We start from the raw sequence: 18455 nt of genomic DNA, 5'->3' as shown, positions 1-18455 counted from the left end.
CCAAGGGCATGGCTGGTTGGCTACGTTCGGAAAGGATAACCGCTGAAAGCATCTAAGCGGGAAGCCTGCTTCGAGATGAGTATTCCCACCTCCTTGAGGGGTTAAGGCTCCCAGTAGACGACTGGGTTGATAGGCCAGATGTGGAAGCCCGGTAACGGGTGGAGCTGACTGGTACTAATAGGCCGAGGGCTTGTCCTCAGTTGCTCGCGTCCACTGTGTTAGTTCTGAAATAACGAACAGCCGTGTCAAGTTCCGGTGTTGGTTAATTTCATAGTGTTTCGGTGGTCATTGCGTTAGGGAAACGCCCGGTTACATTCCGAACCCGGAAGCTAAGCCTTTCAGCGCCGATGGTACTGCAGGGGGGACCCTGTGGGAGAGTAGGACGCCGCCGAACAATCATTGTGGGAAAGCCCCGTGCCAATTGGCACGGGGCTTTTCTGCGTTTCAGGGGCGGTGTACAGGAGCGCCGGTGTACCGGCCCGCTTCAACCCGCCGTCACCAGATGGGTGTCGTACGCCAGGATGACCGCCTGTACGCGGTCACGGGCGCCGGTCTTGGCGAGGATGCGGGAGACGTGCGTCTTCACCGTGGACTCGGCGAGATGGAGGCGTTCGGCGATCTCCGAGTTGGTCCAGCCCTGGCCGATGACGGTGAGGATCTCCGTCTCCCGGTCGGTGAGTTTCGCGAGGCGAGGGTCGGAGGCCGCCGGGGCACCGGGTGCGGCCGGCAGGTGCTGGACGTACGCGTCGAGGAGCCGGCGGGTCAGGCTCGGGGCGACGACGGCGTCCCCGCTGGCCACGGCCCTGACCCCGGACAGCAGCTCTTCCGGAAGCGCGTCCTTGATGAGGAAGCCGCTGGCGCCCGCGCGCAGCCCGTCGTACGCGTACCGGTCGAGGTCGAACGTGGTGACGATGAGGACGCGCGTACGGGAACCGGCCTTGATGATGCGGCGGGTCGCCTCGATGCCGTCGAGGAGCGGCATGCGGATGTCCATGAGGACGACATCGGGCTGGTGGCGGGCCACGAGCTGGAGCGCTTCGTGGCCGTTGGCGGCCTCGCCGACGACCGTCATGTCGTCCTGGCTCTCCAGCAGCATGCGGAATCCGAAGCGCTGCATGGGCTGGTCGTCCGCGATGAGCACGGTCGTCACGAGGGGGAATCCTCCAGGGGCAGGAGGAGCCGTACCCGCCAGCCGGTGGCTGGGCCGGGCCGGCCCGCTTCGAGGGTGCCGTCGTACAGGGATGCGCGTTCGCGCATGCCGGTGATGCCCTGACCGGAGCCGGGCGGGGCGTCGTCACCCGTTCTCGGCGCACCGTTGTCCGAGATCAGGGCCTCCAGTTCCCTGGAACGGTAGACGAGGGTGACCTCCGCCGCCAGGGACGGATCCGGGGCCGCGTGCTTCAGGGTGTTCGTCAGGGCCTCCTGGACCACCCGGTACACCGTCAGCTGCCGCCCCGCGGTGGGCGGGAGAGCCGGTGGTGTGCCGTCGCGGTGCAGGCGTACGGGGAGTCCGGCGGCGCGTACGCGGGCCAGCAGGGCGTCGAGGTCGGCCAGAGTGGGTTGCGGGGCGCGGTCGGCGTCCGCGGGGGGATCGCGCAGGACACCGAGCAGGCGGCGGAGTTCGGCGAGGGCCTGGCGGCTGGTGGTGCCGATGGCGTCCAGGGCCTGGGCCGCGCGTTCCGGGCTCTTGGCCGCCGCGTACGCACCGCCGTCCGCCAGTCCCGTGATCACCGACAGGTTGTGGCCGATGATGTCGTGCATCTCCCGGGCGATGCGGGCCCGTTCGGCGGCGGCGGCGAGCCGGGCCTGCTGGTCCCGTTCGCGTTCGAGCCGGTCGGCGCGGTCGACGAGGGCCTCCGTGTACTCCCTGCGGGTGCGGACGACGAGGCCGGCGAGCGACGCGAGGGCGAACGCGTACAGGTGCGGGGCGAAGAGCAGGTTCCACGGGTCCGGGGTGGGGAACGAGCGGATCACCAGCGGGGCGAGCACGATTGCGCCCGCTTGGGCCAGGGCGCGCGGGGGCTGCCGTACCGCGATGGTGAAGACCACGATCTCCTGGAGGAGCGACGCCTGGATCATCGCCCCCGTCCACACGTTGACCAGGGAGACCGGGGCCATGGCCAGCAGGACGGCCAGCGGCCGGCGGCGGCGCCACAGCAGGGGCACGGAGAACGCCGCGCTCATCGCGAGCACCAGGCGCCCGGAGACGTGCGGGTCGGCGGCGACCGTGCGCCAGCCGCCGCTGGACACGTCGAGGACGGCGAACAGCACCCAGAAGGCGGTCAGCAGGCCGTCCCAGACGAGGGGCCGGGCGCGGTCGTGGGCGCGGACGCACTGGATCAGGCGCTGGAGGTGGCCGGTGAGCGGGAGGGGGCCCGGGGCGGGGGTCCGCTCCTCGGCGCGGGGGCCGGCGGGCGGGATCCCGGTGCTCTCGCCCGGCATCCGCCGGTCCGTCGCCGGAGAAGGGCCCGTCCGCCGGTTCTTCGTCCGCTCGTCCACCGCGTGCCCGGCCCCCGTCCGTGTCATGCGTCGCGCCGCCGCAGGAGGACCGCGGCCGTGATCAGTGTCGCCGAGGCCCAGAGGACCAGGGCGAGCAGGGCCCCGCCGGGGGAGGCGGCGCCGGGGAGCGAGGTGGCGGAGCCGAGTACGCCGGCGGACTGGGTGGGGAAGTAGCGTACGGCCGTCTCGACGGGGCCGTACGGGAGCATCGTGAGGATCTCCGGCAGAACCATTACGCCCCCGATGAAGGCGCCGATCGCGCCCGGGACCGAGCGGAGCAGGGCGCCGAGGCCGAGCGCGATCAGGCTGAGGAGCGTGGTCCCGGCCGCGTTGCCGGCGAGGGCGCGCAGCACCCCCGGATCGGTCAGAGAGGCCGCCTGGTCGGTGTCGTGGAGGAAGAGCTGCGCGACCGGGAACGTCACCAGCGACGTGGCGAGCATGACCGCGAACACCGCGGCGGCGAACACGGCGGCCTTCGCCCACAGCACCGGGAGGCGGCGGGGCACGGCGGTGAGCGAGGCGCGGATCATGCCGGTGGAGTACTCGCCCGCGGTGACGAGGATGCCCAGGACGACGGTGCAGAGACTGGCCAGGACGGTGCCGTAGAGCACGAGGACCACGGTGTCGATGTCCGAGTCGCCGCCGTCGGAGGTGTACGTGATGCCCATGACGACGCCGACGGCCAGGACGAGCGCGGCGGCCGAGCCGAGGGTGATCCAGGTCGAGCGCAGGGTGCGCAGCTTGTGCCATTCGGAGCGCAGGACGCGGGCCGGGGTGATGCCGTACGGCGACGGGGGGCGGGTGGTCGCGGGTGCGGGGACGGTGGTGGTCATGCGGGGGCTCCGGTCGGTTCGGGTGCCGTGGTCGGTCCGGGGGTGCTGACGCGGTAGTCGACGGAGGCGTGGGTGAGGTCCATGAACGCCTGCTCCAGGGAGGCGGTGCGCGGCGTCAGCTCGTACAGCGGAAGGCCGTGCGCGGCGGCGAGGCGGCCGATGTGGGCGGCGTCCGTGCCGCGTACCTCGATCTCGTTCCGGCCGGGGGCGCCGCTGATCTCGATGCCGGGGGCGCGCAGCAGCTCGGCGAGGGCGGCGGCCTTCGGGGTGACGACCTTGACGGCGCTGCCGCCCGCGGTGGCGACGAAGTCGGTGACCGTGGTGTCGGCGAGGAGGCGGCCGCGTCCGATGATGACGAGGTGGTCGGCGGTGAGGGCCGTCTCGCTCATCAGGTGCGAGGAGACGAGGACCGTGCGGCCCTGGCGGGCGAGGGACTTGAGCAGGGTGCGGATCCAGAGGACGCCCTCGGGGTCCAGACCGTTGACCGGTTCGTCGAGGATCAGGGTGGCCGGGTCGCCGAGCAGGGCGGCGGCGATGCCGAGCCGCTGGCCCATGCCGAGGGAGAAGCCCTTGACGCGGGTGTGCGCGACGGAGGTCAGTCCGGCGAGGTCGAGGACGTGCTCGACGCGGCTCGGCGGGATGCCGTGGGTGTGGGCGAGGGCCGTCAGATGGTGGAAGGCGGTGCGCCCGGGGTGGATCGAGCGGGCCTCCAGGAGGGCGCCGACCTCGGTGAGGGGTGCGCTGTGGGCGGCGTACACGCGTCCGCCGATGGTGGAGCGGCCCCGGGTGGGGGCGTCCAGGCCGAGGAGCATGCGCATGGTGGTGGATTTGCCGGCGCCGTTCGGGCCGAGGAAGCCGGTGACGGTGCCGGGCCGCACGGTGAGGTCGAGGTCCTGGACGACGGTGGTGCCGCCGTACCGCTTGGTGAGTCCGTATGCCCTGATCATGGGGTCGACGCTAGGGAGCGGGCGGGGGTGCCGGCGTCGGACCGTGGGTGGGATGCGCGGTGCGGCGTAGTACCGGGGTACGACGGACGGGCCCGAGGGGTGCGGGAAGGGCTCCGGCCTGCGGGGAATGCGATTGCGGGGGTGGCCGCGCCCGGGTCAGGATCGGACCATGGACTACGTGATACGGGCCGTGCGGGCCGACGAGTGGCAGCGGGCGAAAGAGCTTCGGCTGGCCGCGCTGCGGGATCCGGTCGCCCATCTGGCCTTCCTGGAGACGTACGAGAACGCCGCGTCGGCCGCCGACGACTTCTGGCGGGACCGCACGCGCAACGCGTCGGAGGACGGCGAGGGCCGGGTGCGTCAGTTCATCGCGGAGGCGCCGGACGGCGGCTGGGCGGGGACGGTGACCGTGCTCATCGAGCGCCCGGACGACGAGGTGCGGTTCGGTGAGGCGGCCGAGGTCGACCAGGCCCATGTGGTCGGGGTGTTCGTGCGGCCCGAGGCGCGGGGTTCCGGGGTGGCCGACGAGCTGTTCCGGGCCGGGACGGAGTGGGCGTGGTCGTTGGACGGGGCGCCCGTCGAACGGGTCCGGCTCTATGTCCACGAGGACAACGCGCGGGCGGCGGCGGTGTACCGCAGGCTCGGCTTCGCGCCGACCGGGAGGAGCGTGCCGATGCCGAACGATCCGCAGGCGCGTGAGGTGGAGTACGCCGTCGCGCGTCCCTGACCGGGCCGCGGCCTCAGAGGGTGGTCGGGGTGCGCAGCTGCTGCGTCCAGCGGGCGCGGGCCTGCTCGGGGGAGCGCAGCAGGGCGACGGTGGGCAGGCCCTGTTCCTCTCCGGCCGTGAGGAGTTCCGGCAGGGCGGGCAGCGGGGCGACGGCGGCGACGTCGTCGAGGACGAGGGTCAGTGGTGGGTCGAGCCGGCCGGCGGATGACCGTGCGGCCACGCGGCGGCCGTGCTCGACCACGTCTGCGGCGAGCGCCGTGAGCAGGGGCATGGCTCCGGGGCCCGAGCGGGGGTTCTCGATCGGTTCGCCGACCACATAGAGGCTGCCCCCCTCGGCCATGAATGATTCCAGGGCGAGGGTGTCGGCCCGGTTCGGTGTGCAGGCGTCCCGGATGTGGACGGAGGCCAGGGCGCCGAGGGCCCTCACGGTCAGCTCCTGGGCCATGTCGCGGCGCTCCGGGTGGGCGGTGAGCGCGGATTCCAGCAGTCCGGCGAGTCCGGAGGCCGCCTTGGGGTGGGTGCGCAGCAGCCGGACCGGTTCGTGGCCGCTGCCGCCGAGGGCCCAGCGGTGGACCTGGCGGAAGGGGCGGCCGTCGATCGCGGCGGCGTGCAGCCAGCAGCGCAGCAGGGTCTCCGCGGTGTCGGCCGTGGCGGCGTCGATGCGGGACTGCGGGCGTACGGGGGCGAGGAGCGCGGCGGCGCGGGCGGCGGCGCGGTCGGGCTGTTCGCAGCCGGTGGTGGGGGACCAGTGGAGCCGGGCCGGGGTGTCGCAGAGGTGGCCGGGGTCGTAGACCAGGACCGGGCCGAGTTTGGCCCGTGCGTCCTTGGTCTCGGCCCAGACGCCGGGGTCCGAGGTGACGACGAGCACGGGGCCGTCCGCCTCGCGGATCGTCTGTACGGCGGTGGGCCGGCGGGTGGCGGCGGGGCCGTAGACGACGCGGGGGGTGCGGGGGGCGGGGACGGCGGGGGCGACGGGTGCGGCCTGGGCGAGGGGGGCGGTGGGCGGGTCCGCGGGGGGTGTCCCGGGTGCCGCGGGTGCCTCCAGGGGTGCTGCGGCCGGTTCGGGGTGGGGGTTCGGGTGGGCTTCGGCTTCGGTGGGGGAGGGCGCGGGACGGGCCGGGGGTGTCTCGTCCGCGTACGCGTGCCGGTCCTGAGGGCGCTGTGCGTGCCGCTGCTCCTGCCGCTGCTCCAGGCGTTCCGCGCGCTGGCGGGCGCGGACGACGCGCCAGCGGGCGAGGACGCCCATGGCGAAGACGGTGAGCACGACCAGGATCATCAGTTCGCCGATGAACAGGCCCCAGAACAGTCCGTACCCGGAGAGTTCTCCGGGCGGGGTGGCGGGCCAGGCGGCCGGGAGGTCGTGCGGGGCGGCGATCAGACGGCGCATGGCGAGCGGGGTCTCGGCGAGGGTGACGGCCGTGGGCCAGCCGCCGTGGGCGAGGAGCCCGGCCAGTCCGGTGGCCGTCCAGGCGAGCAGCGTGAGGCCGAGGAGGAAGGCGATCAGCCCGACGAGGAGCCCGTCGGGGATGCCTCCTCCGCTGCCGCCGTTCCGTCCGCGTGCGTCGCCCTGGCCCTGACCCGTACCCGCCATGTCAGGCCACCGTCGACTCGGACGACTCGTCGAGCCGTTGTCCGTACTCGATGCGTGCCGCGCGTTCCTCCGCCTCCAGTTCGGCGGCGCGTACGTCGTCGGGGAGGAGGCCGGTCGCGGAGGACTCGGTCATGGCGCGGTCGGTGAAGACGAGGGGGCGTTCGGCTTCGGTGATCAGGTGTTTGACGACCTGTACGTTCCCGTTGACGTCCCAGACGGCGATGCCGGGGGTGAGCGTGGGGATGATCTCGACGGCCCAGCGGGGCAGGCCGAGGACGCGGCCGGTGGCTCTGGCCTCGTCGGCCTTCTGGGCGTAGATGGTGCGGGTGGAGGCCATCTTGAGGATGGCCGCGGCTTCCCGTGCGGCGGCGCCGTCGACGACGTCGCTGAGGTGGTGGACGACGGCGACGAAGGAGAGTCCGAGGCGTCGGCCGAACTTCAGCAGGCGCTGGAAGAGCTGGGCGACGAACGGGGAGTTGATGATGTGCCAGGCCTCTTCGACCAGGAAGATGCGCTTCTTCCGGTCGGGCCTGATCCAGGTGTGCTCCAGCCAGACGCCGACGATCGCCATCAGGATCGGCATGGCGATCGAGTTGCGGTCGATGTGGGAGAGGTCGAAGACGATCAGCGGGGCGTCGAGGTCGATGCCGGCGGAGGTCGGTCCGTCGAACATGCCGCGCAGGTCGCCGTCGACGAGCCGGTCCAGGACGAGGGCGACGTCAAGGCCCCAGGCCCGTACGTCGTCTATGTCGACGTTCATCGCCTCGGCGGATTCCGGTTCCGGGTGGCGGAGCTGTTCGACGATGTCCATGAGGACGGGCTGGCGGTCGGTCGTCGTCTCGTTGACGTAGGCGTGGGCGACCTTGAGGGCGAAGCCGGAGCGTTCGTCGAGGCCGTGGCCCATGGCGACTTCGATGATGGTGCGGAGCAGGGCGAGCTGGCCGGTGCTGGTGATGGAGGGGTCGAGCGGGTTGAGGCGGATGCCGCCGTTGAGGGCGGAGGTGGGGTCGAGGCGGATGGGGGTGAGGCCCAGTTCCTGGGCGATCAGGTTCCATTCGCCGACGCCGTCCTCGCCCTGGGCGTCCAGGACGACGACCTGGCGGTCGCGGAAGCGCAGTTGGCGCAGGACGTACGTCTTCTCCAGGGCCGACTTGCCGTTGCCGGACTCGCCGAGCACCAGCCAGTGCGGGGCGGGGAGCTGCTGCCCGTACAGCTGGAAGGGGTCGTAGATGTAGCCCTTGCCGGAGTAGACCTCGCGGCCGATGATCACCCCGGAGTCGCCGAGTCCGGGCGCGGCGGTGGGCAGATAGACGGCCTGGGCCTGTCCGGTCGAGGTGCGGACGGGCAGTCGGGTCGTCTCCACCTTCCCGAAGAGAAAGGCGGTAAAGGCGTCCGACAACGCGGACAGCGGATCTCGCATGGCGTGACTGACCTCCCTCTCGGTGTCGCGGACTGGCGGTTAGCGGCGGATGCCGGTGGCGAACGGCAGGGTGTTGACGAACGCGCGGTGGTGCTCGCGGTCGCACCACTCCAGCTTGAGGTAGGACTTGCCGGCCGAGGCGCGGATCGTGCGCTTGTCGCGGGCGAGGGATTCCGGGGAGCGCGACGACACGGTGATGTACCCCACGAGGTTCACCCCGGCCGCGCCGCTGGCGAGATCTTCACCCCGCTGGTCGAGTCGGCCGTGGGCGGCGATGTCGCGGGGGTCGACGGTGCGGTTCATCTTGGCCTGGCGGCTGGCCTCGGCCTCGTCGTTGGTCTTCTCGGTGAGCATCCGTTCGATGGCGACCTCGGTGGGTTCGAGATCCATGCAGACCGCGACCGTGCGGATGACGTCGGGGGTGTGGACGAGGAGCGGGGCGAGGAAGTTGACGCCGACGGGGGTCATCGGCCACTCCTTCACCCAGGCCGTGGAGTGGCACCAGGGGGCGCGGGTGGAGGACTCGCGGGTCTTGGCCTGGAGGTAGGTGGGTTCGAGCGCGTCGAGTTCGGCGGGCCAGGCGTTGCGCTTGGTCATGGCCTGGATGTGGTCGATGGGGTGGTCGGGGTCGTACATCGAGTGCACGAGGGAGGCCAGGCGGCTCTGGCCGAGCGGCTGGCGGACGCGGATGTCGGCCTCGGCGAGGCGGGCGCAGATGTCGGTGAGCTCGCGGGCCATGACGACGGCGAGGCCGGCGTCGCGGTCGAGTTTGCGGCCGGCCTGGGGGCGGGCGGCGCGGGCCATGGCGTGGGCCTCGGCGGCGAGCTCGCGGGTGTAGTGCATGCAGGCGACGAGGTAGGCGCGGTGCTGCTCGCTGGAGGTGGAGACCATGGACTGGAGCTGGTCGTAGGAGTCCTGGAGCCAGGCCGGGGAGGTGGGGTCGCCGCGCTGGGCGACGTCCTTGGCGTGGGCGTCGGGGTCGGCGGGGAGGGTGCGGGCGAGCATCTGGATGCGGGTGACGAAGCCGTCGCCGTTGGCGACGTGCTTGAGGAGGGTGCCGAACCGGTCGACGAGGGCTTCCTGGTCCTCGCTGTCGCGCAGGCCGACGCCGGGGCCCTCGATCTCGATGGCGGCGGTGACGGTGCGGCGGTCGGCGTGCAGCAGGACGGCGATCTCGTCCGGGCCGAAGGGGGCGGCGAGCCAGCTGATGCGGCCGATGCCGGGGGGCGGGCCGATCTCGACCTCGCGCCCGTCGGCGCGGACGCCGGCCTCCATGGCGGCGGAGCGGTAGGTGGTGCCGCTGCGCAGGGTGCGCTTGAAGCTGCGGTTGATCTCGAACCACTTGTAGAAGGTGCGGTGCTTGTACGGGACGTAGACGATCGCCAGGGCGAGCAGCGGGAAGCCGGTGAGCAGCACGATCCGCAGGGAGAGGACGGGGATGAGGAGCCCGCTCATCATGCCGAGGAACGCGCCGCCGATGATCAGCGCGATCTCGCCGGTCTCGCGGTTCTTGCCGACGATCGCGTTCGGCCGGGCGCGGCCGATGAGATACGTACGGCGGGGCGTGATGGGCTGGGCCTGCGTGCTCAACGCCCGCCACCTCCTGTGCTCTTGTTACCTGAACTGCCTGGTCCACCGGTGCCGCGGCTGCCGTGCGGGGTGCCGGAGGTGGGGCCCGAACCGCTGCGGGGCGGGGGTGCGGCGGAGGGGACAGATCCGCCGCCGACCCCGCTCCCGGAGGTGCGGGAGCTGTGTGCGGCGACGCCGCCGCTGACGGCGTTGGCGGGGCGGGCGCCGCCGGAGCCGCCGGAGCCGCTGTCCTGGCCGCCCCGGCTGCTGTGGGTCTTGATGCCCTGGGAGACGAGGGCGGCGGGGGAGCTGATCAGGGCGGCGGCCTGGGAGCCGTCGGTGGCCTGTTTGCGGTTGGTGCGGGCGCCCTGGATCTCGTCGCCGAAGCCGGGGACGAAGCGGTAGATCATGCCGGAGGCGAAGATGGCCAGCAGGATGATGGCGAGTCCGGAGACGACGGCGGAGAAGGCGTCGGGGCCGTCGCCGGAGGACAGGGCGCCGGCCAGGCCGAGCACGATGACGATGACCGGTTTCACCATGATCACCGCGATCATGATGCCCGCCCAGCGGCGTACGTGTCCCCACATGTTCTTGTCGACGAGGCCGGCGTACACGACGGTTCCGAGGAGGGCGCCGACGTAGAGCAGGGCGGCGCGGATCACGAGTTCCAGCCAGAGGATGCCGGCGGCGAGGATCGACACCAGGGAGACGACGATCAGCATGATCGGGCCGCCGCCGATGTCGGAGTCCTTCTTGAGCGCTTCGGCGAAGGACCCGAAGAACACGTCCGTCTGGCCGCCGGACGAGGAGGCGATGACCTCCGTGACGCCGTCGGTGGCGGACACGATCGTGTACAGGATCAGCGGGGTGAACGCCGAGGCGAGCACCGTGAGCCACAGGAAGCCGATGGCTTCCGACAGGGCGGTGGTGAGCGGTACGCCGCGGATGGCGCGTTTGGCGACGGCGAGGAGCCAGAGGACGAGCGTCAGCACGGTGGAGGCGGCGAAGACGATCGCGTACTGCTGGAGGAAGCGGGTGTTCGTGAAGTCGACGTTCGCGGTGCTCTTGACCGCGTCGCTGAGCTTCCCGACGATCCACGCGGCGGCGTCGGCACAGCCTCGGCCGAGGGAGGTGAGGGGGTCCAGGGCGGGGTCGGTGCTGTTGGGGGTCTTCGCCTTGGGGGCGGGGTCGCCTTCGCAGTACTGACGTGCGGGGCCGGCAATAAGGCTGCACGCGTCACTGCTTTTGCCCGGCTCTGGACTGGGCGAGGGGGCAGCGGCCACGCGACTGGCGAACATGAACACGCTTGTCTGGATTGCTGCCATCGCCGCCGCAAGGGCTCTGGCGCGAAGCCGGAAGTTAGCGAGCATAGGTGAACCCTCCGAAACCGTTCACCGCGTCGGCGATCTCGTCTGAGCCGGATACCGGGTTGTCGCCTGTGACGGGGGTCGGGCCCTGCTTCTGTCCTGTCTCGACGATCTTCCAGTCTGTTCCGTCCCACTTGAGCTTCATCGTTACCGTGAACCAACCGCTGGTGACGGGTTTTGTGGACTTCTCGCCCGTGAGTCCGAACAGGCCCGTGCACCAGACTTCTACTTCTGTGGCCTCGGAGGTGTACTGCTTGATCTGTGTGCCCGCGGGCAGGGTGCGGTTGACGAAGGTCGACCCCGAAGGGGCACTGCCATCGCTATTGAGCCCGATCTGTGCAAGGAAACCCTGGGAATAGTCGGCGTCAAAGCCTTCTTGAAGCGCAGCTTTCGTATCGGGATCGGCCAGGGCTTCGACGATTTCGTGGCGTCTGGCCTCGTTGAACATGCCGTCCGACCCTAGGACTGCGGCATAGTTCGCCGCCGCGCTCTGCGCCCCCTGTTCGTCATGGGCGAACCCCGACGGGATCGTCCCGTTCCTCCCCGGCACCGGCTTGGTGCCGGTCGGGGAGGTCGGGGTTGAGGTGGCGTTCTTGTCCTTGGTGTTGGGGGCGCCGTTGGTGTCGTTGTCGTCGCCGCCCATGTTGGCGAAGGCGATGGCGCCGAGGAGGACGACGATGACGCCGACGACGGTGACGAGGGAGCGGGAGGTCCGGGCGGGGCGGCGGGGGGTGTAGGGGTCGCCCTCGCGGTCGGGGAGGCGGGTGCGGGTCTGGCGGGTGCCGCCGATGGTGCTGTAGCCGTCGTCGGTACGCCCCGAGTCGCTGCCGTAGCCGTCGTCGTGACTCATGCCGCGTACGCCCCCTCAACCGTTGCCTGGACCATGCCGTAGTACGACGGTAGCCGTGCTGGTTCCCGCGTGGACGCGGTGTGGTGACTCGACATCAGGGAGACGCAACCTCTGCCGGTGGGCACGACGGGCGGATGAGGGGACGGGGGCCGGTGGGGTGGGAGCGGCCGGGCGAGCCGGGGTGGCCGGGGGGCGGTCAGACCGCCATTCCGTAGACGATGGTGAACAAGGTTCCCAGCGATCCGATGATGAACACACCGGTCAGGCCCGCGACGATCAGTCCCTTGCCCTGTTCCGCGCTGAACGTGTCGCGCAGCGCGGTGGCTCCGATGCGCTGCTTGGCCGCGCCCCAGACCGCGATGCCGAGGCAGAGCAGGATCGCGATCGCCATCACGACCTCGATCATCACGCGGGCCTCGTTGCCCAGGGTCCCGAACGGCCCCCAGTTGGGGGCGATTCCGCCGATGATGGTGGTGATGTCGCCCTTTTCCGCTGCCAGGATCATGTAAGTCACCGCCCCTGTTGGGTAGTTCGGAGCCCGCACCGCATGGCGCGGGTCACCCTCTATCTTCGCTGATGAAACTGCTCTCGTACGACGACTTGTCGCCTCTCTTTATCCGGATCTCGCACATCTGACCGGTCCGGCGGTCCTGACCTGCGGATCGAATCGATGTGTGGGCTATGTACGTATGGTTACTCTGTGTATCACGGGGGGTGACGCCGGGCAATGACTGGCCTCGCGCCACCCTGGCCGAGACCCGTGCGCCCACGGGAACCGGGGCCTGAGCACCGGTCAGGAGCCCTGCGCGGGGACGTGGAGGAGGGAGTGACGGGGGATCAGGGGGCGGGGAGGGGTCCGCCAGGCGGGCGGGGGCCGGAAATCGCACCAGGAGCCGTCGAAGGGAAAGGTTCCGGCCTCGGCGAGCCGGGCCACGCGGGCCCCCTCGGCCCGGATGGCGACCGCCTGCTCGGCGGTCCAGTACGCGGGGTGTCCGGTCTTCTCGGCGAAGGACTCCTCGTCCTTCCAGCGCCAGGTCCGGTCCGGCGCCACGGTGAGGTCGAGTTCGTGGTCGGCGATGTCGATGTCGTCGCCGTGGTGGACCCGGTGTTCGAGGTTGACGTACCAGCCGCGGAACCTCCGTCCGCGGCCGAAGAGCCAGAGGACGGAGTGCGCGGCACCGGTCGGCTGGTAGAAGAGGGCGTCGCCCATCGGCCAGCGTCCGGCCACGACCGGATACCCCCCGGCGGGGCGTTCGTGCGGGGCGATGTCCCGCAGGTGGGTGCCGCGCGGCAGCGCCGTACGCCACATCGGGGTGCCGGTCTCCATCCACACCAGCTGCCCCTCGGGCGTGCGTTCGACGAGGCGTACGGGGACGGAGGTGCTGAGGTGGCCGCCGATGAAGAAGTTCCAGCGGAGGATCTGCCCCGGGCGGTGCGCGGGGGCGGGCAGGGGGGAGGGCGTGGTGCCCTCGCGGGCGCCGCCCGCGGAGGTACCGCCACCGGTGGTGTGCCGGGACGGGCCACCGCCCGCTGTGTGCGGGGACGTGCCGTTGCCCGCTGTGTGCTGTGCCGTATCGCCGCCGGCCGCGTGCTGGGCCGTACCGCCGGCCGCTGTGCGCGGGGATGTGCTGCCGCCCGCTGTGTGCTGGGCCGTACCGCCGCCGGCTATGTGCTGGGACGCGCGGGCGTCGTGTTGCGCGCCCCCGCTCGCGACATCCTGTTTGTCGGCTTTCATGCATGTGATCATGCCCGCGAGGGGTCCCCGGAACACGTGCGCGGCGCGGGGCCCGCCGGTCGTCGGCGGGCCCCGCGACTCCGCGTGGTGCAGACGGAGGACCCTAGATCGTGACGCGGCTGCACTCGTCGGGGCCCGGGGTGACGGGCTTGAAGTACCAGCCGAGGGCGCGCGCGGTGTTCGGGCCGTAGATGCCGTCGGCGGCGACGCCGGCCTTCTTCTGGGCGCGGATCAGGGCCAGGCGGGTGTTCTCGCCGAATTCACGGTCCACGCTGAGCTTCTCGCCGTAGCACTTGTTCAGGGTCAGCTGGAGAGCCGATACGGCGTTGCTGTTGGAGCCCTTGCTCATCTGGCAGGTCTTGTTGGTGCCGTAGGAGGGGATCTTCGCCTCGCCGGCCCACTCGATGAAGGAGGCGCGGACGGTGACGGTCGAGTTGCACCAGCTGATGGCCGCCGCGGGCGTCGCCGTCAGGAGGGTGCCCCCCAGGCCGGCGCATACGAGGGCGCCGGCGGCGAGAGCGGCCTTCGTGCGGGTGATCGGGTTCCTTGCCATGGTGCGTTCTCCTCGGATCGTGGTGCGGTGCGGTGGGGTTGGGCGAGGTGGGACAGGGATGAGGTGGGGCGGGAAGGGGTGCGCGGCCTCAGCGGGCCCGGTACGAGGACCGGCCACGGGGCTGGGACCGGGGCTGGGGCCGGGTCTGGGACTGGGCCAGGCGGCGGGCCTGCTTGCGGCGTTCCGGGGCGGCCGGGTCCTCCGGGGCCCCCGCGCGTGGCCCGCCCGCGCGGCCCGAGCGGTCGGCCAGGGCGCGGGTGAGGCGGGTGAGGGTGCGGGTGCCGGGTTGTACGTCGATCTGGAAGTGGCCCGGTGAGGCGGGCGCCAGATCGAGGCCCCAGCGCACCGTGCCCTCGCAGTCGGCGAGGATGTCGCGGACGACGGCGGTCTGGTGCGGCCACAGGCCGTCCGCCGCGCCGGGCAGCACGAGCGCGGTGCCGGAGAGGCGGTTGGAGGCGTACGCGGCCCGGACGGCGCGGTCCGTGGTGTGGCCCAGGACGTCCGCCGTGCCGCGCAGCGGCAGCACCTCGTAGTGCCAGCGGCGTGCCACGTGCAGGAGGACGGCGGCCGCGGCGGGGCGGAGCGCGACGGTGGCGGGGGAGCCCTCGACGGCGAAGGTCTCGACGGCGTCGGGGTCGATGGGCCAGCCGTTGGCGCTGTGGTCCGCGTCCCAGGGCGTCGTGTCCGGGACGGGCGCGGCGGGCGCGGTGGGAGCCGTGCGGGGTGCGGCCGTCGCCGGGTGCGGCAGGGCCAGGAGCGCGGCGGTCGCGCCCGCACCCGTCAGGAGTGTGCGGCGGTCGAGGGTCATGAGGCGCCTCCTTCGGCGTCGACGCGGTCGGTGAGCGCCCAGCGGAATCCGAGGAGGAAGGAGTTCAGCTCGGACGCGGGGATGGACGTGGGCAGTTGGTCGGAGTCGAGGCTGCCCTCCAACTGGTAGAGGTTTCCGGCGCTCTGCCAGATGTTGTCGCCGGTCAGCACACCCTTGGCGAGGCGTTCGACGGTCGCGTGGTCGGCGCCGAAGCGGTTGGTGTAGAAGCCGCGCCACCGCGCGTCCGCGTTGATCTCCCCGGCCGCCAGCCGGCCGTAGTACTCCGACACGGCCTCCGACGGCCGCTGTCCGGCCGCCAGCCGGCGGCTGAGGTTGAACGCGTCCGCGTCCTCGATGAAGTCGCCGTATCCGAAGGTGGAGTCCACATCGGTGCGGGCCAGCCGGTCCTGGCAGAACGCCAGGCCGGTGGGGTACGCGTCCCGGGCGCGGCGCCATTCGACGTAGAAGGTCACCAGGTCGCCGCCCCATCCGGCGCTGTCGGCGAGGCTCGCCTCGGCGGTGGAGAACGCGTGGCGCAGGAAACCGGCGGTGGAGGCCATGAGGTGCTGGGTGCCGATGCGCGCCTGGGTGACCGGGTCGGCCAGTTCGCGGAAGTCGCCGATGGAGAGGGACCGGGCCCGCACGTGGTCGATCCAGTCCGGATCGATCAGGCCCAGCAGCACGTTCCACGCCAGGTTGTCGTAGGGCCCGTACCGGAAGAAGTCCGTGACCAGGCGGTTGCGGCTCTTGCCGTCGGGGTTGGCGTAGGAGTCGGCCGCCGCCTCCAGCTGCTGGAGGCCCGCGACCAGGGCGTCGAGGCCCGGTGCCGGGTCGTTCACCGACCCGGAGCCGGGGTCGGTGGTCGGCCGCCAGACGTCGTGGTCGAGGTCGCGCACGCCGTCGCCGTCGAAGTCGTACTCGCGGATCTGGTTGACCGACCAGTTGCGCGGGAGCGGATAGCCGAGGTTCCCGGAGAACCCCCAGGACATGCCGCTGACGAACGACCAGCGCGCCCCGGTGTTGCGGGACACCTGCTCGCACACGTTCCGTGAGCCGTACACGCCGAACTGGTAGTAGCTGCCGTGCTGGGCGAGGATCGAGCGCACCCCTTTGAAGTACGGGACGATGTACTGGTTGATCTCGCTGCCGATGGCGTCGTAGTCGACGGCGAAGTAAATGCAGGTCCCGCGGTTGAAGCCGAAGCCCTTGGCCTTGCGGTAGGCGTTGTAGCCGTCCGCCAGGCCGCGTTCGTAGGTGAATTCGCTCGCCGAGCCGCCGTAGTACTGCGAGATCGGGAAGACCCGCAGTCCGGCGTCGAAGATGGTCCGGAGTTCGCCGGGTTTGATGACCTTGTCGAGCCAGCCGTTGTCGCCTTCCTTCAGCTTCTCGTCCAGGTAGCGGCCGACGAGGCGGTATCCGGCGGCGTGCAGGGCCTGGCCACGGGCGGGGGTGACGGTCGTGATGCCGTCGCAGGCGGTGGCGGCCCGGTACGGGTCGCCGGTGGAGACCAGGAGCTGCGCCCACGTCGGGTAGTCGCCGGTGGTGGTGGCCGGCTGCGGCAGCTGGGAGAACGCCTTGAAGGTGCGCAGCCACTCCCCGTGCTCCGACGCGGTGAAGTCGAAGCTGTACGGGTACTCGCCGAAGTCCTCGTCGTACGTCGGCGAGTTGAACAGGCAGGCGGCCTTGAAGAGGTAGCCCAGCGGGGTGCCGAGGTCCGTGGGGGCGACCGGATGGCTCTTGAGGCCGGCGACCGTGCCGTCGCCGAAGTTGCCGGTGATGCTGCCGGGCGCGATGCCGATCTCGTACTGGATGGCCATCATCAGGCCCTGCTGGACGTCCCGCGAGTACACGCCGTCGCAGGGGACGAGCCGCATGGCGGGGATGCCGGCGCGGAGGACGTACTGGTAGTTCAGGCGTCGCTGGATGCCCTGGACGAGGGTGCTTCCGCCGGTCACCAGGCGGAACTGGTCCATGCGCAGGAGTGCCTGGACCACCCGGGGCCACATCTCGGTGCCGATCGGGATCTCGGGCGGGCAGCCCATGCCGGCCCACAGCTCGCCGAGCGAGTTCCGGGCGGTGGCGTCCCAGGTGTCGGGCGTGGCCGAGCCGTAGTACCCCTTGCACCACAGCGCGTAGTTGTAGACGCGGAGGATGTTCTTGTTGGTCTCGGCGTCGGGGCGCAGGTCGCGGGCCTTGACCTTGGCGTATGTGCCGGGGCCGAAGTTCTGGACGACGGGTGAGATGCCGAGTTCGTGCTGGAGGGCCTGGGTGAGGCTGAGGACGGTGCCCCAGCCGGTGCTGCCGTCCTCGTCGCAGTCGAGGTATCCGTCCACGCCGGCGTAGGTCGCGTTCACCCATTTCTGCGCCGCGAGCACATTCGGGTCGGTCATCGTTCCTCTCCTGGAGGTCGGTCGGTGCGGGCCGGGGGAGGGAGGGCCGGGGCGCGGGTGCGGGCCGGGCGGGCGGCCGGACCGGGGCTCCCCCGAAGACCCCGGTCCGGCCGCGGGCACGGTGGACGCGGTGGGGATCCGGCCCCCGCCGCTCGTGCCGCACCGAGCATCCGCCGTCCCGCCCGGCGGGCGCCAGCGCTGCCGAGGAGGTGGGGTGATCACGGGACAGGACGCCGCTGACCTGCGGTGATCGCGTCCCGGCTGGGGTCGGCGCGGGATGGGCGCGGGATGGGGGCGCACCGGGGCCGGTGTTCTGGCATGCTGACGCCCGGCGCAGCCGGACGCACAGGTGGGGGAACCATGGCGCGGTGGAAGGGTCTGCCGGATTCGCTCGATCCGTATCTGCGGGAGCTGGTCGTGCTGATGCGCGGGCACAAGGACCGCCGGGGGCTGAGCATCGCCGCCCTCGCGGCGCGCACCGGCTTCGGGAAGTCGTCCTGGGACCGCTATCTGAACGGGCGCGCGGTGCCTCCTCAGGAGGCCGTCCAAGCGCTGGCCCAGGTCTGTGGGACGGAGCCGGCCCCGCTGCTGGAGCTGCGTGAACTCGCCGCCGCCGCCCCGCGTGAGGAGGCGGACGAGGGCGGTTCCGCGGCTCCGGAGGCCGGGGCCGGGCCACGGCAGCGCGTCCCGTGGGCCGCGATGGTGCTGTCCAGCGCGACCACGGCCCTGGTGATGCTCCTCGGGCTGATGCTCCTCGCGCCGTGGGAGGGATCGGGCGGCCGTACGGCGGGGGCCGCCGACGCCCGCCCGCAGGCCGGTGCGGTGCATCCGAGCTTCGGGACGTTCACGTACAAGGCCGGGACGACGTACGAGTGCCAGGTCGCGCGGGACGCGGAGGACGGTCTGCTGTACGCGGGCTACAGCCGTACGCGCTCCGAGCAGCTTCAGCGCGACGCCTCGCGCTGGTCGGTCGTGGAGGCGCAGTGCCTCCTGGAACACCGGGGGACGCCGCCCGGCGGGGTGGACGGTGCCTTCGGCAGCAACACCGACCGCGCGGTGCGCCGCCTCCAGGACCGGGCCGGGATCGCGGTGGACGGGATCATCGGCCCGGACACCTGGAAGGTTTTGCGCAAATGACCCGGCTCGTGGGCGCGTCGGGTGGGTGG

The 18455-nt window shown here is 71.6% G+C and carries 16 protein-coding genes and 2 rRNA genes; 4 read left to right on the top strand and 14 right to left on the bottom strand.

Going from position 1 to position 18455, the window contains the following annotated elements; genetic code table 11:
* Together ACWCXC_RS23770 and rrf are read left to right on the top strand one after the other, a co-directional pair.
* Positions 1-198: ribosomal RNA gene (locus tag ACWCXC_RS23770) — 23S ribosomal RNA — on the top strand; the annotation flags it as partial.
* Positions 199-277: 79 nt separating this feature from the next.
* Positions 278-394: ribosomal RNA gene (rrf, locus tag ACWCXC_RS23765) — 5S ribosomal RNA — on the top strand.
* A 90-nt stretch (positions 395-484) separates the two neighbouring features.
* Here the strand turns inward: rrf and ACWCXC_RS23760 are convergent.
* The 4 genes from ACWCXC_RS23760 to ACWCXC_RS23745 form a co-directional block, all read right to left on the bottom strand.
* On the bottom strand, positions 485-1150 hold the full coding sequence (locus ACWCXC_RS23760) for a response regulator (RefSeq protein WP_450890473.1): 666 nt from the start codon (positions 1148-1150) through the stop codon (positions 485-487).
* Positions 1147-2442: a sensor histidine kinase gene (locus ACWCXC_RS23755; RefSeq protein ID WP_450890479.1), complete on the bottom strand. Its 1296-nt coding sequence runs from the start codon at positions 2440-2442 to the stop codon at positions 1147-1149. The genes ACWCXC_RS23760 and ACWCXC_RS23755 overlap by 4 nt, the downstream gene beginning before the upstream one ends.
* 80 nt (positions 2443-2522) lie before the next feature.
* On the bottom strand, positions 2523-3332 hold the full coding sequence (locus ACWCXC_RS23750) for an ABC transporter permease (protein ID WP_450890472.1): 810 nt from the start codon (positions 3330-3332) through the stop codon (positions 2523-2525).
* A complete protein-coding gene (locus tag ACWCXC_RS23745; protein WP_450890471.1) occupies positions 3329-4279 on the bottom strand; it encodes an ATP-binding cassette domain-containing protein in 951 nt (316 codons plus the stop codon). Before ACWCXC_RS23745 ends, ACWCXC_RS23750 begins: the two co-directional genes overlap by 4 nt.
* 169 nt (positions 4280-4448) lie before the next feature.
* Between ACWCXC_RS23745 and ACWCXC_RS23740 the strand changes: the two genes are divergently transcribed.
* Positions 4449-5006 (top strand): GNAT family N-acetyltransferase, encoded by a 558-nt coding sequence (locus tag ACWCXC_RS23740; protein ID WP_450685596.1) that lies wholly within the window; start codon positions 4449-4451, stop codon positions 5004-5006.
* A gap of 13 nt (positions 5007-5019) precedes the next feature.
* On the opposite strand, the gene ACWCXC_RS23735 is transcribed toward ACWCXC_RS23740, so the two are convergent.
* From ACWCXC_RS23735 to ACWCXC_RS23690, 10 genes are all read right to left on the bottom strand, one after another.
* Positions 5020-6597, bottom strand: a complete 1578-nt coding sequence (locus ACWCXC_RS23735; protein WP_450890470.1) for a type VI secretion protein — start codon at positions 6595-6597, stop codon at positions 5020-5022.
* A 1-nt stretch (position 6598) separates the two neighbouring features.
* A complete protein-coding gene (locus ACWCXC_RS23730) occupies positions 6599-8017 on the bottom strand; it encodes an ATP-binding protein (RefSeq protein WP_450890469.1) in 1419 nt (472 codons plus the stop codon).
* A gap of 39 nt (positions 8018-8056) precedes the next feature.
* On the bottom strand, positions 8057-9607 hold the full coding sequence (locus tag ACWCXC_RS23725) for an SCO6880 family protein (RefSeq protein ID WP_450685593.1): 1551 nt from the start codon (positions 9605-9607) through the stop codon (positions 8057-8059).
* Positions 9604-10884 carry a hypothetical protein gene (locus ACWCXC_RS23720; RefSeq protein ID WP_450890468.1) on the bottom strand — a complete coding sequence of 427 codons (1281 nt, stop codon included), beginning with the start codon at positions 10882-10884 and terminating at the stop codon, positions 9604-9606. The genes ACWCXC_RS23725 and ACWCXC_RS23720 overlap by 4 nt, the downstream gene beginning before the upstream one ends.
* Before the next feature lie 61 nt (positions 10885-10945).
* The gene (locus tag ACWCXC_RS23715; protein ID WP_450890467.1) at positions 10946-11803 is read right to left on the bottom strand and encodes a hypothetical protein; all 858 of its coding nucleotides are present in this window, start codon (positions 11801-11803) and stop codon (positions 10946-10948) included.
* 196 nt (positions 11804-11999) lie between these two features.
* Positions 12000-12308, bottom strand: a complete 309-nt coding sequence (locus ACWCXC_RS23710; protein ID WP_018101695.1) for a hypothetical protein — start codon at positions 12306-12308, stop codon at positions 12000-12002.
* A 288-nt stretch (positions 12309-12596) separates the two neighbouring features.
* The gene (locus tag ACWCXC_RS23705) at positions 12597-13253 is read right to left on the bottom strand and encodes a DUF402 domain-containing protein (protein WP_450890478.1); all 657 of its coding nucleotides are present in this window, start codon (positions 13251-13253) and stop codon (positions 12597-12599) included.
* Between the two features lie 388 nt (positions 13254-13641).
* Positions 13642-14091 carry a peptidoglycan-binding domain-containing protein gene (locus tag ACWCXC_RS23700; RefSeq protein WP_450685590.1) on the bottom strand — a complete coding sequence of 150 codons (450 nt, stop codon included), beginning with the start codon at positions 14089-14091 and terminating at the stop codon, positions 13642-13644.
* Positions 14092-14179: 88 nt separating this feature from the next.
* Positions 14180-14899 carry a hypothetical protein gene (locus ACWCXC_RS23695; protein ID WP_450890466.1) on the bottom strand — a complete coding sequence of 240 codons (720 nt, stop codon included), beginning with the start codon at positions 14897-14899 and terminating at the stop codon, positions 14180-14182.
* On the bottom strand, positions 14896-17289 hold the full coding sequence (locus ACWCXC_RS23690) for a glycoside hydrolase domain-containing protein (protein WP_450890465.1): 2394 nt from the start codon (positions 17287-17289) through the stop codon (positions 14896-14898). Before ACWCXC_RS23690 ends, ACWCXC_RS23695 begins: the two co-directional genes overlap by 4 nt.
* A 360-nt stretch (positions 17290-17649) precedes the next feature.
* Here ACWCXC_RS23690 and ACWCXC_RS23685 point away from each other — a divergent pair, with 360 nt between their 5' ends.
* Positions 17650-18426, top strand: a complete 777-nt coding sequence (locus tag ACWCXC_RS23685; RefSeq protein ID WP_450890464.1) for a helix-turn-helix domain-containing protein — start codon at positions 17650-17652, stop codon at positions 18424-18426.
* Positions 18427-18455: the final 29 nt, after the last annotated feature.

The sequence above is a fragment of the Streptomyces sp. NPDC001515 genome (assembly GCF_053597115.1).
This window is presented reverse-complemented; position numbering and strand designations above follow the sequence as displayed.

Bases quoted from the DNA above. Each gene is read 5' to 3' on its own strand.
- ACWCXC_RS23755 (WP_450890479.1), bottom strand. From the start codon at position 2,442: ATGCCGGGCGAGAGCACCGGGATCCCGCCCGCCGGCCCCCGCGCCGAG.
- ACWCXC_RS23750 (WP_450890472.1), bottom strand. From the start codon at position 3,332: ATGACCACCACCGTCCCCGCACCCGCGACCACCCGCCCCCCGTCGCCG.
- ACWCXC_RS23745 (WP_450890471.1), bottom strand. From the start codon at position 4,279: ATGATCAGGGCATACGGACTCACCAAGCGGTACGGCGGCACCACCGTC.
- ACWCXC_RS23740 (WP_450685596.1), top strand. From the start codon at position 4,449: ATGGACTACGTGATACGGGCCGTGCGGGCCGACGAGTGGCAGCGGGCG.
- ACWCXC_RS23735 (WP_450890470.1), bottom strand. From the start codon at position 6,597: ATGGCGGGTACGGGTCAGGGCCAGGGCGACGCACGCGGACGGAACGGC.
- ACWCXC_RS23730 (WP_450890469.1), bottom strand. From the start codon at position 8,017: ATGCGAGATCCGCTGTCCGCGTTGTCGGACGCCTTTACCGCCTTTCTC.
- ACWCXC_RS23720 (WP_450890468.1), bottom strand. From the start codon at position 10,884: ATGTTCGCCAGTCGCGTGGCCGCTGCCCCCTCGCCCAGTCCAGAGCCG.
- ACWCXC_RS23715 (WP_450890467.1), bottom strand. From the start codon at position 11,803: ATGAGTCACGACGACGGCTACGGCAGCGACTCGGGGCGTACCGACGAC.
- ACWCXC_RS23710 (WP_018101695.1), bottom strand. From the start codon at position 12,308: ATGATCCTGGCAGCGGAAAAGGGCGACATCACCACCATCATCGGCGGA.
- ACWCXC_RS23700 (WP_450685590.1), bottom strand. From the start codon at position 14,091: ATGGCAAGGAACCCGATCACCCGCACGAAGGCCGCTCTCGCCGCCGGC.
- ACWCXC_RS23695 (WP_450890466.1), bottom strand. From the start codon at position 14,899: ATGACCCTCGACCGCCGCACACTCCTGACGGGTGCGGGCGCGACCGCC.
- ACWCXC_RS23690 (WP_450890465.1), bottom strand. From the start codon at position 17,289: ATGACCGACCCGAATGTGCTCGCGGCGCAGAAATGGGTGAACGCGACC.
- ACWCXC_RS23685 (WP_450890464.1), top strand. From the start codon at position 17,650: ATGGCGCGGTGGAAGGGTCTGCCGGATTCGCTCGATCCGTATCTGCGG.